Here is a 15,488-nt window from a genome sequence, read left to right as displayed (position 1 = left end):
ACGCCGCTCGGTTGCGGCGCTACGGGGAGCAAGTCAATGCCGAACGTCATCGCCATCAACGCCCAAGCCAGCCAGAGCATCATTGCGGCGCAGGCGACCTCGGACGAGATGCTTCTGGAAAGCATTGCCGACGGCAACCGGACTTCGATGCACATCCTCTATTGCCGGCACAATGTGCGGGTTTATCGCTTCATCCTGCGCATCGTGCGTGACGCGACCACTGCGGAAGACCTGGTCAGCCAGGTGTTCCTCGACGTGTGGCGCACCGCAGGCCAATTCCAGGGCCGCTCGCAGGTTTCGACCTGGCTGCTCTCGATCGCGCGCTTCAAAGCGCTGACCGCGATGCGCCAGCGCCGCTTCGAGGACATCGACCAGGACGACGTGCGCCAGATTCCTGACGACGCCGAGACGCCCGAGACCTCGCTCGACCGCAGCGACACCAGCGCCATCCTGCGCGCCTGCGTGCAAAAGCTGTCGCCCGCGCATCGCGAGATCATCAACCTCGTCTACTACCATGAGAAGTCGGTGGAGGAGGTCGGTCAGATCATCGGCATCCCGCAGAGCACGGTGAAGACCCGGATGTTCTATGCCCGCAAGCAGCTGGCCGATTTGCTTAAGGGCGCCGGCGTCGACCGTTTCGCCGCCTAGGGCCAAGGATTTCAATAGGATAGGACCGCATTTTCGGCCCTGTCCCCGGACACGGAAGTGTTACCGCCGACGAAACAATTGAAACGAAGCACAACATCACGCGGAAAAGCTTCCCTCCTATAAAGCTCGCATACGGTTTCGTTAAACCTCCCAAGACTTCCAGCGACCCGGACGGGATGCCCCCCTCCGGGTCGTTTTGTGTTTGGGGCCGATAAAGCCGCGGCAGGCTCGCAGCCGCCCCTCACGAAGGCGTGAGGCCACGTAACAACCCGCGCATCGATCCCGAATTGCCCTCGTGACCTTCCTCACGAGTGCCCGATGCTCGAACTTGTCTTCGCCGTCCTTGCCGGCATCCTGACCATCGCCGCGCCCTGCACGCTGCCGATGCTGCCGATCCTGCTCGGCGCCTCGATCGGGCGGGTGGGGCACTTGCGGCCCGCGATGATCGCGCTCGGCTTCGTCATCTCGTTCTCGGCGACCGCGCTGCTGTTGGGCGCGATCACGCGGCTGTTCGATTTCGATCCGAACGTGCTGCGCGAGGCCGCGTCGGTCCTGCTGCTCGGCTTCGGCCTGTTGATGCTGTGGCCGGCGCCGTTCGAATGGCTCTCGATCCGGCTCAATGGCTGGCTCGATCTCGGCAATGCCGGCGCCGTGCAGCGCGAGGGCGCGCTCGGCGGCCTCGTGCTCGGCACCACGCTTGGCCTGGTCTGGACGCCCTGCGCCGGTCCCGTGCTCGGCTCGATCCTGACGCTGGTCGCGACGTCGAAGAACGCCAGCTGGGCCGGCGTGCTGCTGATTGCCTATGCCGTCGGCGCAGCGATCCCGATGCTCGCAATCGCCTATGGCGGACAGGCTGCGACCACGCGGGTGCGCAGCCTCGCGCGGATCTCGCCGCGGCTGCAGCAGGGCTTTGGTGTCGTCGTGATCGCCTTCGCGATCGCGGCCTATTTCCAATACGACACGCTGATCGTGGCGTGGCTCACCGGATTCTATCCCACCGGCCAGATCGGCCTCTGATCACCCCTCATCTTCACCGGAGGACGCTTCCATGACTTTCAAACTGCTCGCCGTCTCCGCCGCACTGATCGGCATGGCCGTGACAGGCGCCGTCATCCCCGGCATCTGCGGCGAGGCCGCGCGCGCCACCCCTGTCGTCACCGCTGCCGCAAGCCGGCAGACCGCGCCCGACTTCACCGGCATCAACAATTGGTTCAACTCGAAACCGCTCAGGATCGCCGACCTCCGCGGCAAGGTCGTGCTGGTCGACTTCTGGACCTATGGCTGCGTCAACTGCGTCAACACGCTGCCGCACGTCACCGACCTCTACGCCAAGTACAAGGACAAGGGCCTCGTCGTGGTCGGCGTGCATACGCCGGAATTCCCGTTCGAGCGCTCCGCCGCCAATGTGCAGGCTGCGCTCAAGCGCCACGGCATCACCTATCCCGTGGCGCAGGACAATGATTCCAAGACCTGGAACGCCTACCAGAACCAGTATTGGCCGGCGCAATACATCATCGACCAGAGCGGCAAGATCGTGTTCCAGCACGAGGGCGAGGGCCGATACGACGAGATCGACCGCACCGTGGCAAAGCTGCTGAACGCCAATAGCTGAGGCCGGATCGCCGCGGCCGCCCTTGCTGCTTGACTCCACGGACCCGCCCGTGGAGTTTCGCGGCAACGGAATCAGCCGCCCGCAATGGCCGACGCGACCACCAGCACCGACATTCGCCTTCGCGAAGGCGCCTCGATCGCGCAGCGGCTGGTCATGTCCGGCTTCGCGGCCGCCGTGGCGCTGTGCTTCACGCCGGGCCTGTTCACGCACGACACGTTGGAGGTGATCGTCTCGGTGGCCGCGCTGCTCGTCGGAGCAGCGTTCGTCGTCGGCATCATGCTGGCGCCTGCGGTGGTGTGGATCATCACGCCGAACGAGATCCTGATCGGGCAACAGCGACCGTTCGGAAAGCTCCGGACCAGGATCGTCGCGAAAGACGACATCAGGGGATTACAGGTTCCCGGCAGCAAGCGGGCGAAAGCCCGTTTCCAGCTGGCCTTCACGTTGGCCTCGGGGGAACGCCTGACTTCCCCGCCGATCTCGGACGTCACGCATGTACGCGACACCGTGGCGCGGATCGCCGCGCAGTTCGATGTCCCCGACGTCGAGTCACCCGTCAATCCGCTCGATGCCAGCAATTCCGAAATGCGTCTCGGCGAGCCGCTCGAGGCGTTTTCCGCACGGGACATAAGGATCGTCGCGCTGATCGCCGTGGCCTTGTCCGCCGTTCCCTACGCCTACAAGCTCTGGCGTGGATGGCCGCCCAGCCATGTCGATATCCTGCTGCTGCCGCTCGGCGCGATCGCCGCTTTCGCGGTTTACCGATACGCCAACCTCGTGACCGGCGCGTTCTGGATCATCCGCGAGAGCGATATCCGCGTCGAACGCCTGTGGGGCGACGGCACGCCGCGCGCCGACCATATCGAGGGGCACGACGTGAAGACGATCACCGTCGACCGCCGCGGCCGATCCGAGGACGAGCACTGCATCGTCACGATCCGATTGCGCTCGGGGCGACGCTTTCGCAGCCCGCGCATCGGCTCGCGGATCGAGGCCCGGGCGGTGGGAACGGAGATCGTGCGGCGGCTCGGGATCGCGGCGGAGAGCAACAAGATCTGACGCGCGCTATGTCCACATCGTCATGGCCGGGCTTGACCCGGCCATCCACGTCTTTGCCCGCGGCGCGAAGAAGGTGGATGCCCGGGACAAGCCCGGGCATCACGGAGATGGATTTGACGGACCATCTCCCCGGAAATGTCACCATCACTGCTTTTCGCGCCATCCCCTGTTTGTGGCATTGCGGGAGGCCCGTCAAAAACCAAAGCATTCTCGTGACATACCAGCCGGGCGCGCCATCAACTTGCCATGAACATGCCCCTGAGATTTGATGGTTCCTGAAAATTTCGCTGTGGCAGCGGGGAGAGCTTGAAATGACGGATTATCGTCGCCTGACCGGGGCGTTCATCGCGGCGCTGGGCCTGGTCCTGACCACCTCATACGCCTCCGCCCAGCAGCCCGACCGCGGCGACGAGCCGGGGCTGGTCGCCGACGACGCCTACCAGCTCGAGCCGGAATGGCAGAAGCAGGTGGTCTATTTCCGCACCACTGAAGTGCCGGGCACCATCATCGTCTCGACCGCCGAACGGCACCTCTATCTGGTGCAGCCCGGCGGGCGCGCGATCCGCTACGGCATCGGCGTCGGCCGCGACGGTTTCCAGTGGCAGGGGCTGGTGACCATCACCAACAAGAAGGAGTGGCCGGACTGGACGCCGCCGCCGGAGATGATCCAGCGCCAGCCCTATCTGCCGCGCTTCATGGCCGGAGGCCCCGGCAATCCGCTCGGTGCCCGCGCCATGTATCTCGGCACCACCGTCTACCGCATCCACGGCACCAACCGTCCTGATACGATCGGCACCAAGGTGTCCTCAGGCTGCTTCCGTCTCGTCAATCGCGACGTCGCCGATCTCTATGATCGCGTCCCTGTCGGCACCAAGGTGGTCATCCGGCAGAAGCCCGAGCTCTAAGTTCATCGTTTGAGCACGATCTTCCGGATCATGCTCTGCGCCCTCCTCCCAATTCCTTTTCCCGATTTTTCGAGAGAGCAACATGATGCGCACATTTCGAGGCGGCCTGCTGATCGGGCTCGCAGTCGCCGTGCTGGTCGCCGTCCTGGCCATCATCTATGAATTCTACGATACCCGCACGCTGAAGCGCACCGTGCGCCGCGGCGAGGTGCTGTGCGGCGTCAACAAGGGCCTGCCGGGCTTCTCGATCCCCGACGACAAGGGCAACTGGACCGGCTTCGACGTCGATTTCTGCCGTGCGGTGGCCTCCGCGATCTTCAACGATCCGAGCAAGGCGAAGTTCGTCGCGCTCGACGCCAACGAGCGCTTCAAGGAATTGCAGAGCCGGAAAGTCGACATTCTCTCGCGCAACTCGACCTGGAGCATGGCGCGCGAGCTCGACTACGACCTCTACTTCCCGGCGGTCGCCTATTACGACGGCGCAGGCTTCATGCTGCCGCGTTCGCGCAACAAGGAGACGTCGCTGGACCTGACCGGCAGCAAGGTCTGCGTGCAGTCCGGGACCACGACGGCGCTCAACGTCGCCGATTACTTCCGCGCCAACAACATGAAGTATGAAGAGATGAAGTTCGACAAGCTGGACGAGGTCGTGAAGGCCTATGACACCGGCAAGTGCGACACGCTCTCCGCCGACGTCTCCCAGCTCTATGCGCTCAGGCTGAACCTCTCCAAGCCCGGCGACAACATGATCCTGCCGGACATGATCTCCAAGGAGCCGCTCGCGCCCGTGGTGCGCCAGCGCGACGACGACTGGATGATGATCGTGAAGTGGACGCTCTACGCGATGATCAACGCCGAGGAGCTCGGCGTGAGCTCGGAGAACATCGACGAGGCGCTGAAGTCGAAGAAGCCGGAAGTGATGCGCCTGGTCGGCACCGAGGGCAATTATGGCGAGCAGCTCGGCCTCACCAAGGACTGGGTCGTCCGGATCATCCGTCACGTCGGCAATTACGGCGAGATGTACGAACGCAACATCGGCGAGAAGTCCAAGCTGAAGATCCCGCGCGGCATGAACCAGCTGTGGAATGCCGGCGGCGTGCAGTACGCGCCGCCGATGCGGTAGCAGCTTCTGGCTCAGCCACGCTCTCAATCGTCATGCCCGGGCTTGTCCCGGGCATCTACGTTTTTGAGGCACCGTAAGAACGTGATGGCCGGGACAAGCCCGGCCATCACGGAGCTTGGGGCAGGCACTCTCCACACTCTCAACTGTCATCGCCCGGCTTGGCCGAGCGATCCAGTATTCCGAGACGTCAATCGTATCCGGAGGGGCCGCGGCGTACTGGGTCGCCCGGTCAAGCCGGGCGACGACACTGCGTGTGAGGCACGTCCTCGCGCCTCACAGCCACTCGCCTCAATACCCCCGCGCTCTTGCCAGCTGCTCGGTGTGGTAATTCGCGTCGCCGAACAGCTCCTCGCACACCCTGGCGCGCTTCATGAAGAAGCCGATGTCGAACTGGTCGGTCATGCCCATACCGCCATGCATCTGCACGCCTTCCTGCACCGCGCGGGTGGCGGTGGTGCCGGCGCGGGCCTTGGCCACGGCGACGCTCGATGCGGCCTTAGCGACGTCGGCATCGAGTGCCTGCAGCGCCTTCATCGTGGCGGCGCGGGTGATCTCGATGTCGACGTAGAGCTCGGCGGCGCGATGCTGCAGCGCCTGGAATTCGCCGATCAGCTTGCCGAACTGCTTTCTGTTCTTGAGGTACTCGACGGTGCGGTTGAAGACTTCTTCGCTCAAGCCCACCATTTCGGAGGCGACCGCGCCGCGGCCGATGTCGAGCACGCCATCGAGCAGCGCTGCGCCCTGATCGACCTCGCCGAGCACGCTATCGGCGTTGACCTCGACATTGGCAAGCTCGATCCGCGCCGCGTTGTGCGCATCGACCATGATGGTGCGCTCGATCGCGACGCCCTTGGCCTTGGGATTGACCAGGAGCAGCGTCAGCCCTTCACGCTCGCCGGCGGCGCCAGCCGTACGCGCGGCGACAATGAAGAGATCGGCAACGTGGCCGTCGACGACCAGCGCCTTGGCGCCGGAGAGCTTGAAGCCGTTGCCGGCGCGCACCGCCTGCAGGCTGGTCTGAAGCGGGCGGTGCTTGGCGCCTTCGTCGATCGCGAGCGTCGCGAGCAGCGAGCCGTTGGAAATTTTCGGCAAGAATTCCGACTTCTGCGCAGCATTGCCGCCGCGGTTCAGCGCCGAGGCCGCGACCACGCTGGTGGCGAGGAACGGCGACGGCATCAAGGTGCGGCCGATCTCTTCCATCACGACACCGGCCTCCATGAAGCCGAGACCGCTGCCGCCGAACTCTTCCGGCACCAGGAGGCCGGCAAAGCCCATCTCGGCGAAGGAATGCCACAGCTCCTTGGAGAAGCCGGTCGGATCCTTGGCGTCACGCAGGGATCGCAGGTGCGATACCGGCGCCTTGTCGCTGATCAGCCCGCGCGCGGAGTCGCGGAGCATCGATTGTTCTTCGGTGAGGACGAGGGCCATGTGCAAAGTCTCTGGTATCGCGTGGAATGCATATTGTTGCTGTCATTCCGGGGCGATGCGCAGCATCGAACCCGGAATCTCGAAGTTCCGGGTTCGGTCCTGCGGACCGCCCCGGAACGACGGTTAGGCCCCCGGCAAATCCAGGATGCGCTTGGCGACGATGCCGAGCATCACCTCCGTCGTGCCGCCCTCGATCGAGTTGGCCTTGGTGCGCAGCCAGGCGCGCGGGCGGGCGCCTTGCCTGGAGCGCTCGCTCTCCCATTCCAGCGCGTTGACGCCACCGGCCGACATCAGGATCTCGTGGCGGCGCTTGTTGAGCTCGGTGCCGTAATATTTCATCGCGGACGAGAACGCCGGATGCGCCTGGCCGGCCTTGGCGAGATCGACCGCGCGTTCGGCGCAGGCGGCGAGCGCGGCCTCGTCGACGTCGAAGCTCGCGATCCGGCCGCGCAGCATGGAATCGTCGAGCTTGCCTTGTGCATCGGTGCCGACGGAATCCGCCGCGATCTGGCCGAGCGGTCGGCCGACGCCGCGCTCGCCCATGCCTGATATCATCGCGCGCTCATGCTGGAGCAGATATTTTGCGACGTCCCAGCCGCGGTTGACGGTGCCGACCACATGCGACTTCGGCACGCGGACGCCGTCGAAGAAGGTCTCGCAGAATGGCGAATAACCCGAGATCAGCAGGATCGGCTTGGTCGTCACGCCCTTCGAGGTCATGTCGAACAGGATGAAGCTGATGCCGTCGTGCTTCTTCGCCGCGGGATCGGTGCGGACCAGGCAGAAGATCCAGTCGGCGTAATTGGCGTAAGACGTCCAGATCTTCGAGCCCGTGATGACGAAATCATCGCCGTCGCTCTCCGCGCGGGTCTGGAGCGAGGCGAGATCGGAGCCGGCGTTCGGCTCGGAATAGCCCTGGCACCAGCGGATCAGGCCCGCCGCGATCTTCGGCAGATGCTCCTTCTTCTGCGCCTCGTTGCCGTATTTGAGCAGCGCCGGCCCCAGCATCCAGATGCCGAAGCTCGACAGCGGCGGACGCGCGCCCATCCTGGCCATCTCGGCGCGCAGCACCTTATGCTCGGCAGCGCTGAGGCCACCGCCGCCATATTCCCTAGGCCAGTCCGGCACGGTCCAGCCCTTGTCGCGCATGCGCTCGAACCAGATGCGCTGCGGCTCGGACGCGAATTTCGTATTGCGCCCGCCCCAGAACACGTCGCTGTCCGAGGTCACGGGCTTGCGCATCTCCGGCGGGCAGTTGGCTTCCAGCCAGGCGCGCGTTTGCTCGCGGAATTGTTCGAGATCGGCGGCTTCAGATTCGCTCATGGTCGTTTCCATCAATCAAAAAGACTTGTTGGGCGCGACTCTGAGCCATCGCACCGTGGAATTCAACCACTTCCGTGGCGCTGCATTCGGCTATAGTCGCCGCCACGGCGAGCTTGAAAACAAAGAGGAAATAACAATGCGCCTGAAACTCCTTTCGCCTGGCGAAATGAACGAGAGCCAGCGGCAGACCTATGACGAGTCGATTGCCGGCAAGCGCGGCAAGCCGCCGGCGCCGATGATGGCCTGGCTCAACAGCCCCGACATGGCCCGTCACGCCACGCGGCTTGGCGAAGTGCTGCGCTACGACACAATATTCCCCGCCAAGCTTTCGGAGATCGCGATCCTGGTGACGGCGCGGCACTGGACTGCGCATTACGAATGGTATGCGCATAAGCGCCTGGCGCTCCAGGGCGGCATGGATCCGGAGATCATCGACGCGATCCGCGACCGCCGCACGCCTGTCTTCGACGATCCCAAGGGCCAGATGATCTACGACGTCGCGAAGTCGCTGCATGAAGGCCATGGCGTCGAGAAGGGCCTCTATGATGCGGCGGTGAAGGTCCTCAGCGAGCGCGGCGTGGTCGAGGTGATCGGGCTGTGCGGCTATTACACAATGGTATCCATGACGCTGAACACGTTCGAGTTCGAGCTGCCGGAGGGCGAGGTGCCGGAGCTCTCATAGTTTCATATCCGGAAACGATGGGTTTCGGGACAGGCAGGTAGCACTGTCCCGGAGCCGGCCTTATCTGGAGTTGGTCAACGGAGCAGCACCATGTCGCAAAGCCCAGCCGTCGCCGCCGGCACAAGGATCGGCCACGTTCATCTCAAGGTCGCCGATCTCGATCGTGCGCTCGGCTTCTATTGCGGCGTGCTCGGTTTCGAGCTGATGCAGCGCATGGGCTCGGGCGCGGCGTTCATCTCGGCCGGCGGCTATCATCACCATATCGGGCTCAACACCTGGGAGAGCAAGGGCGGCTCGCCGCCGCCGCCGGGCACGACAGGCCTCTTCCACACCGCGATCCTCTATCCGACGCGGCCCGCGCTGGCGGATGCGCTGCACCGCGTGCTCACGGCCGGCATTGCGCTCGACGGCGCCAGCGATCACGGCGTCAGCGAGGCGTTGTATCTGCGCGATCCGGATCAGAACGGCGTGGAGCTGTACTGGGACAAGCCGAAAGAGCAGTGGCCGCTCGGGCCGGATGGCAAGCTTGCGATGTTCACGAAGCGGCTGGATGTCGAGGCGTTGCTGAAGCAGCGCGAGGCGTAAACTCCGCTCTCTCCTCGTCATTGCGAGAAGCGAAGCGACGAAGCAGTCCAGAATCTTTCCGCCGCGGCAGTCTGGATTGCTTCGCTGCGCTCGCAATGACGGAGTGCGTTGAGGCGCCGTCGCGCCTTTACGCCGCTTTCGCTCGCGGCCTCCCCCGCACCATGATCAGCGCCGCAGCCGCCACCTCCAGCGCAATACACAGATAGAACGGCAGCGCGTACCCACCGGACCAATCGCGGAGGAAGCCGACGACGCCGGGGCCGAACGCGTAGGTCACCTGGTTGATCGCGGTATTGAGGCTGATCAGCACGCCGAACGAGGCGGAGTCGAATTCCTGCTGCACGATCAGCGACGGCAGCGTGATGAGATTGCCGACCGAGAAGCCGAACACCGCGCAGGCCGCGATCAGCACATAGTCGTTGTGCAAATTGATGACGACGCAAAGCGCTGCCGCCTGGCTGAGGAACGACAGCGCCGAGGCAAGCCGCTGGTTGAGGCGATCGATCACCATCGAGAACAGCACGCGGCCGATCACGGCCATCGCGGTCAGCACCGCGACCGCCACCGCCGCGCGCTCGCGGCCGATCACGGGATCGAGGAACGAGATCATGTGCACGATGAAGCCGACCTGCGCGAACAGCACCAGCGCGAACGCAATCGTCACCGTGAGGAACCCGACGTCGCGCAACGCCCATGCGCGGATTTCCGCCGACGATTGCGGCTTCGCCTTCGCCGTCGCGTGCCAGCCGTGAAGATCGGGCGGCCGGCCGACGAGAAGGAGGATCACCGGCAGCAGCAACACCAGCATCGCGCCGGCGGCCGCGTACATCGCGCTGGCGAAGCCGATGTGGCCGATCAGGGTCACCAGCAGCGGCACGCCGACGATGCCGCCGAAACTGGCACCGTTGAGCGCCAGGCTGATCGCCATGCCGCGCTTCTGGTCGAACCACAGGCTGATCGTGTTGGTGATCATGGCGAGACTGGTGCCGGCCCAGCCGAAGGCGAGCACAGCGTCGGCGAGATAGAGCTGCCAGGGCTCGCGCACCGCGCCGATCGCGACCGCGGCCGCCGCCATCGCCAGCGTGCCGGCGATCAGGCAGAGCCGCGGGCCATATTTTCTGACGGCCTCGCCGACGAAGACGACGAGCAGCGCACCGAACAGATAGAAGAACGTCGTGCCCGAGGAGATCAGCGAGGCCGGCCAGCCCCGCGCGCGCTGGAGCTCGGCGACATAGACGCTCTGGCCGTAGAAGCCGAGCCCCCAGCCGAAGGTCGCGAGCAGGCAGCAGACCGCGACGATGCGCCAGCCTTCGTAGCGGAGGGAGGATTCGTCGATGGGCGCGTCGTGCCGAGGATTGTCGAGCATTGGCGCTTTTCCTTCGACGTCCCCGCGTCGGGACAACGTCTCCATGACGAGCATCATGTAACGATGCAGGACCAGAAAATCACTTCGACCGCGATCGAAGTATCAACGCTGCTGACAGCCTCCCGCCAATCTATTGAGCATGATCTTATCGGAAAACCGCTGCCCACTTTTCCGGATCATGCGTCAGATCGCATCCGGGAACTCGCCCATCGCCGCATCCAGCCGCGCCTTGCGGCGGCGGGCCCAGGACGCCAGCGAGAGCACGGCGAGGCCGAGCACCACCGGCGGGAATACCACCATGTTCACCGCGGACCAGCCGTAATTCGCCAGCAGCTGACCGGAGGAGAACGAGCCGATCGCCATCATGCCGAACACCAGGAAATCGTTGAAGGCCTGCACCTTGTTGCGTTCCTGCGGACGGTGCGTCTCGAGCACCAGCGCGGAGGCGCCGATGAAGGAGAAATTCCAGCCGACGCCGAGCACGATCAGCGTGGCCCAGAAATGCATCGCGGTGAGGCCGGAGAGACCGATGCCGGCCGCCACGGCCTCCAGCAGCAGGCCGGCAGCCACGATGACAGGCGCGCCGAAGCGGGAGATCAGTGCGCCCGTGAAGAAGCTCGGGCCGTACATGGCGACGATGTGCCATTGAATGCCGAAATTGGAATCGCTGACACTGAGGCCGCACATCTTCATGGCCAGCGGCGCCGAGGTCATCACCAGGTTCATCATGGGATAGGAGATGACGCCGCACAGCGCGGCCGCGATGAAGCGCGGCTGGGTCACGATGTCGAGCAGCGGCCGGCCGCCGTGCAGATCTGCCGGTGCGGGCTTGGGCATATCGACGCCGGCGACGATGCCCATCGCGACCAGCGCGACGGCAGCCTGCACCAGGAAGCTGAAGGCGAACAGATAGGGCGACCAGACGTCCATGGTCCATTGCACGAGCTGCGGACCGAGCACGCCGGCGAACACGCCGCCCGCCATCACCCAGGACACCGCCTTGGGTCGGTAGGCCGCGCTGGCGCCGTCGGCGGCGGCGAAGCGATAGGATTGCGCCACCGCGCCGTAGAGGCCGCCAAGGAAGGTCGCGACGCAGAACAGCGCGAACGATGCATGCAGGATCGCGAACGAGCCGCACAGGCCGGTGAGCGTGCCCAGACCCGTGCCGACGATGAAGGCTGCGCGGCGGCCGAAGCGGCGCGAGATCGCACCGGTCGGCAGCGTGCCGGCGGCGAGCCCCAGCACGTACATCGAGATCGGCACGGTCGCGAACGACATGTCGGGCGCGAGCGTCGCGCCGACGATCGAGCCGGTGGCGAAGATCACCGCCGAGTTGGCGCCGGTCAGCGCCTGCGCCGCGGCAAGGCGCACCACATTGGCACGCACGCGGGCGTCGGCGGCGATTTCGTGGGCTGAAGTCACGTCTAGCATCGGCATTTCCGCCCGAAGGGGCTCGCAAGGGCCTTGTTGATTCCCGGCACTATGGAGGGGCGCGGGAGGGCGGGCAACCGGCGCAAACGGGCGCAGGCCATGCCGCTGACGCAATCGGGCGGATGATACCCGCCCGCGCTATTGACGGCTTGCGTTCGATCAAATCCTATCCGCCGCGACCTCTGGGAGTATCGTTTATGTCCGTCGACGACCGGCCCACGCTCAGCGCTCCCGACGACGATCCCTGGCTCTGGCTGGAGGAGATCGAAGGCAAGCAGGCGCTCGATTTCGTCGCGCGGCAGAATCAACTGACGCTCGCCGCGTTCGGGGGCGCGGCCTTCGAGCGCGACCGCGATGTCCTCGCGGCGATCTACGATCGTCCCGACAACATCCCCTATGTCAGCCGGCGCGGCAGCGACCTGCACAATCTCTGGAAGGATGCCGCCAACCCGCGCGGCCTGTGGCGGCGAACCACGCTGGCGGAATTTCGCAAACCGCATCCGGCGTGGGAGATCATGCTGGACATCGACCAGCTCGCGACGAGCGAAGGCGAGGACTGGCTGCTGAGCGGGATCGCCACGATGCCGGGACGCTCGCGGGCGATTCTGAGCCTGTCGCGCGGCGGCAGCGACGCCGTCACCTTGCGGGAATTCGACCTCGACACGAAAAGCTTCGTCGCGGACGGGTTTACGCTGCCGGAGGCCAAGGGCGGCGTGGACTGGATCGATGCCGATACGCTGCTGCTGTCGAGCGCCCATGGCGAGGGCATGGCGACTGCTTCCGGATACTCGCGGACCGTTCGCGTGTGGCGGCGCGGCCAGCCTGTCGATCAGGCGCAAGCGATCCTCGAGACCACGGCCGATCACATGGCGATGTCAGGCATGGCCGACGACACGGGGCCGGCGCCGCGGGTGTGGATCGTCGACCAGATCGACTTCTTCAATCATGCGATCTGGCTGCGCGATGCGGCCGGCGCGACGACGAAGCTCGATCTGCCGACCGGCATCTGGATGCAGGCCCATGGCGACTGGTTCGCGATGAAGCTGCGCAAGGACTGGCAGGTCGAGGCGCGGACCTATGCCACCGACACCGTGCTCGGCATCTCGCTCTCCGCGTTCCTCGCCGGCCACCGCGATTTCGCGGTCCTGTTCGAGCCGGCGCCGCGACGCGCGTTGCAAGGCCTGTTCTGGGCGGACGGCAAGCTGGTGCTGTCGATCCTCGACGAACTCAGGCCGCGCTTCGAGATCTGCACGCCATCAGCCACGGGCTGGAGCCGCGAGACGCTTCCCGGCCTCCCCGAGATCGGCGTCGTCGACATCTGGCCGCTCGATCGCCATCCGTCCGAGAGCAATGGCGACCTGCTCGCCAATGTGCAGGATCCGCTCACGCCGCCGTCGCTGCTGTTGCTGGAGCGCGGCGTCGCAAGCCCGACCGTGCTGAAGCAGGCGCCGAAGACGTTCACCGCCGACGGCCTCGTGGTCACACAGCACGAGGCGATCTCGATCGACGGCGAGCGCATTCCCTATGTGCAGACCGGTCCCACCGGCGAGACCGGCGATGCGCCGGTCTATATGAGCGCCTATGGCGGCTTCGCCCATGCGGTGAAGCCGTACTACAACCCCTCGCTCGGCAAGCTGTGGCTCGAACGCGGCGGCACCATCGTGCAGGCGAATTTGCGCGGCGGCGGCGAGTTCGGCACCCGCTGGCACGACGCCGGGCGCCTCGCCGGCAAGAAACTCTCGCACGACGATTTCGCGGCCGTTGCCGCCGATCTCGTGCGACGCGGCGTGACGAAGCCAAAGCGGATCGCGGCGCAAGGCGGGTCGAACGGCGGCATCCTCATCACCAACATGCTGGTGCGCTACCCCGAGCGCTTCGGCGCGCTGTTCTGCACCATCCCGCTAATCGACATGCGCCGCTACACAAAACTGCTCGCGGGCGCGAGCTGGATCGCGGAATATGGCGACCCAGATAAGCCCGAAGAGTGGGCGTGGCTGCAGACCTACTCGGCCTATCACAACGTGAAGGCCGGCCAGTCCTATCCGCCGATCCTGATCGCCACCACGCGCCGCGACGACCGCGTTCATCCCGGCCACGCGCGCAAGATGGCCGCAAAGCTGCAGGCGATGGGCTACGAGGCCTGGTTCTACGAGCCGGAAGCGGGCGGCCACGGCTACGGCAAGGACAACAAGGAGCGCGCGGGGTTCGAGGTGATCGGCTTCCGGTTCTTGAAGGACAGGATCGGGTGGCGGGACGGGGAGGCGTAGTCGATGCGTCGTCTGCGCGTGTGTAGTTTTACGACCTGAGGCGGCCACCGCTCTCTCATTCCCTCCCCCCATGCGGGGGCGGGGAGAGAGGGTCAGACGGGGACTCGCTCGATTTGCGCGTGCGGCAGGTCGTCGATGGATAGTCCGTTTCCTGGGCTACCCCTCTCCCCCGCCCTCCCCTGCAAGGGGTGAGGGAGCGCACCGCCGTCGCGGCTAACGCGCAAACACCAGCGTCAGATTGTTTGCCGGCATCTCGATCGTGTCGACGAGGCGAAGGCCGGCTCCGCGCGCGAGCGTCTCGACGTCGCTGATATCACGCACGCCCCATTCGGGATTGCCTTCGCGTAACGAGGTGTCGAACACGGCATTGCTGAGCGCGGTGTGCTTGCCGTCGCGCTTGAACGGGCCGTAGAGGAACAGCTTGCCGTCGGCGCGCAAGTAACGGCCGGCACCGGCGAACAGGCCCTCGGCCACGCTCCACGGTGCGATGTGGATCACGTTGGCGCAGAACAATGCGGCCAGACTCGTCGGGCCCTGCCCGCTTCGCATCTCCGGACACCAGTCGGGGTCGGTGAGATCGATCCGCAGCGGCGAGCGGATGTTTTGCAGGCCCGAATGAACGCGCCAGGCCTCGATGCTCTTGAGGTGGCGCTGGTTGAGGTCGCTCGGCCACCAGATCAGGCCGGGCGTGTGCTGGGCGAAATGGACCACGTGCTGGCCGGTTCCGCTGCCGAGCTCGACCACGTTGCCGGTCAGGCCTACGAGATGCTTTTCCAGCGCCGCCCAGAGCGGCTCGTGATTGCGATGAAATGCCGGTGCATCGAGCCGCCCATCCGGCTCGACCCGTCCGCCGTCCCTGCCAAATTCGACGACATATTCAGCCAATTGAGGTCCCCTTGAAAAAACGAGAACGGGAAAAAACACGATGGGCGCCCAAACGCCCTGAAAACAGCCGGCCACAGCGCTCCTGGCCCGAATCCGCCGAACAAGTAGTCTCCTTAGTTGCAATGCGGAAGATATTAACTCCATTTTGCCGCGCGCATAGTCTTGATTGTCAGC

Annotated in this window: 14 protein-coding genes; 9 read left to right on the top strand and 5 right to left on the bottom strand. The window is 65.2% G+C overall.

Features of this window, described 5'->3' with window-relative positions; translation table 11 throughout:
- Nucleotides 1–36 precede the first annotated feature (36 nt).
- The 6 genes from BJ6T_RS05120 (at nt 37) to BJ6T_RS05095 (ending at nt 5,347) form a co-directional block, all read left to right on the top strand.
- Nucleotides 37–648 carry a sigma-70 family RNA polymerase sigma factor gene (locus BJ6T_RS05120; RefSeq protein WP_014491228.1) on the top strand — a complete coding sequence of 204 codons (612 nt, stop codon included), beginning with the start codon at nt 37–39 and terminating at the stop codon, nt 646–648.
- A 318-nt stretch (nt 649–966) separates the two neighbouring features.
- A complete protein-coding gene (locus BJ6T_RS05115) occupies nt 967–1,665 on the top strand; it encodes a cytochrome c biogenesis CcdA family protein (protein WP_014491227.1) in 699 nt (232 codons plus the stop codon).
- Nucleotides 1,666–1,696: 31 nt separating this feature from the next.
- The gene (locus BJ6T_RS05110; RefSeq protein WP_014491226.1) at nt 1,697–2,260 is read left to right on the top strand and encodes a thioredoxin family protein; all 564 of its coding nucleotides are present in this window, start codon (nt 1,697–1,699) and stop codon (nt 2,258–2,260) included.
- A gap of 84 nt (nt 2,261–2,344) precedes the next feature.
- Nucleotides 2,345–3,319, top strand: a complete 975-nt coding sequence (locus BJ6T_RS05105) for a hypothetical protein (RefSeq protein ID WP_014491225.1) — start codon at nt 2,345–2,347, stop codon at nt 3,317–3,319.
- Nucleotides 3,320–3,630: 311 nt separating this feature from the next.
- A complete protein-coding gene (locus tag BJ6T_RS05100) occupies nt 3,631–4,224 on the top strand; it encodes a L,D-transpeptidase (RefSeq protein WP_014491224.1) in 594 nt (197 codons plus the stop codon).
- An 85-nt stretch (nt 4,225–4,309) separates the two neighbouring features.
- Nucleotides 4,310–5,347 (top strand): amino acid ABC transporter substrate-binding protein, encoded by a 1,038-nt coding sequence (locus BJ6T_RS05095; RefSeq protein ID WP_028155208.1) that lies wholly within the window; start codon nt 4,310–4,312, stop codon nt 5,345–5,347.
- 288 nt (nt 5,348–5,635) lie between these two features.
- Here the strand turns inward: BJ6T_RS05095 and BJ6T_RS05090 are convergent, their stop codons facing one another.
- Nucleotides 5,636–6,775 carry an acyl-CoA dehydrogenase family protein gene (locus BJ6T_RS05090; protein WP_014491222.1) on the bottom strand — a complete coding sequence of 380 codons (1,140 nt, stop codon included), beginning with the start codon at nt 6,773–6,775 and terminating at the stop codon, nt 5,636–5,638.
- A gap of 123 nt (nt 6,776–6,898) precedes the next feature.
- Entirely contained in the window at nt 6,899–8,098 is a 1,200-nt protein-coding gene (locus tag BJ6T_RS05085) for an acyl-CoA dehydrogenase family protein (protein WP_014491221.1), read from the bottom strand.
- Between the two features lie 136 nt (nt 8,099–8,234).
- Here BJ6T_RS05085 and BJ6T_RS05080 point away from each other — a divergent pair, with 136 nt between their 5' ends.
- Nucleotides 8,235–8,780: a carboxymuconolactone decarboxylase family protein gene (locus tag BJ6T_RS05080; RefSeq protein WP_014491220.1), complete on the top strand. Its 546-nt coding sequence runs from the start codon at nt 8,235–8,237 to the stop codon at nt 8,778–8,780.
- Nucleotides 8,781–8,870: 90 nt separating this feature from the next.
- The gene (locus BJ6T_RS05075) at nt 8,871–9,365 is read left to right on the top strand and encodes a VOC family protein (RefSeq protein WP_014491219.1); all 495 of its coding nucleotides are present in this window, start codon (nt 8,871–8,873) and stop codon (nt 9,363–9,365) included.
- Between the two features lie 127 nt (nt 9,366–9,492).
- On the opposite strand, the gene BJ6T_RS05070 is transcribed toward BJ6T_RS05075, so the two are convergent.
- Both BJ6T_RS05070 and BJ6T_RS05065 read right to left on the bottom strand, forming a co-directional pair.
- Nucleotides 9,493–10,731 carry an MFS transporter gene (locus BJ6T_RS05070; protein WP_014491218.1) on the bottom strand — a complete coding sequence of 413 codons (1,239 nt, stop codon included), beginning with the start codon at nt 10,729–10,731 and terminating at the stop codon, nt 9,493–9,495.
- Nucleotides 10,732–10,914: 183 nt separating this feature from the next.
- Nucleotides 10,915–12,162, bottom strand: a complete 1,248-nt coding sequence (locus BJ6T_RS05065; RefSeq protein WP_014491217.1) for an MFS transporter — start codon at nt 12,160–12,162, stop codon at nt 10,915–10,917.
- A 197-nt stretch (nt 12,163–12,359) separates the two neighbouring features.
- Here BJ6T_RS05065 and BJ6T_RS05060 point away from each other — a divergent pair, with 197 nt between their 5' ends.
- Entirely contained in the window at nt 12,360–14,429 is a 2,070-nt protein-coding gene (locus BJ6T_RS05060; protein WP_014491216.1) for a prolyl oligopeptidase family serine peptidase, read from the top strand.
- 213 nt (nt 14,430–14,642) lie between these two features.
- On the opposite strand, the gene BJ6T_RS05055 is transcribed toward BJ6T_RS05060, so the two are convergent.
- Nucleotides 14,643–15,314 carry a DUF938 domain-containing protein gene (locus tag BJ6T_RS05055; protein ID WP_014491215.1) on the bottom strand — a complete coding sequence of 224 codons (672 nt, stop codon included), beginning with the start codon at nt 15,312–15,314 and terminating at the stop codon, nt 14,643–14,645.
- Nucleotides 15,315–15,488: the final 174 nt, after the last annotated feature.

The organism is Bradyrhizobium japonicum USDA 6 (assembly GCF_000284375.1).
Classification (GTDB): Bacteria; Pseudomonadota; Alphaproteobacteria; order Rhizobiales; family Xanthobacteraceae; genus Bradyrhizobium; species Bradyrhizobium japonicum.
The sequence above is the reverse complement of the archived record's forward strand: the minus strand, read 5'-3'. Positions and strand labels throughout refer to the sequence as shown.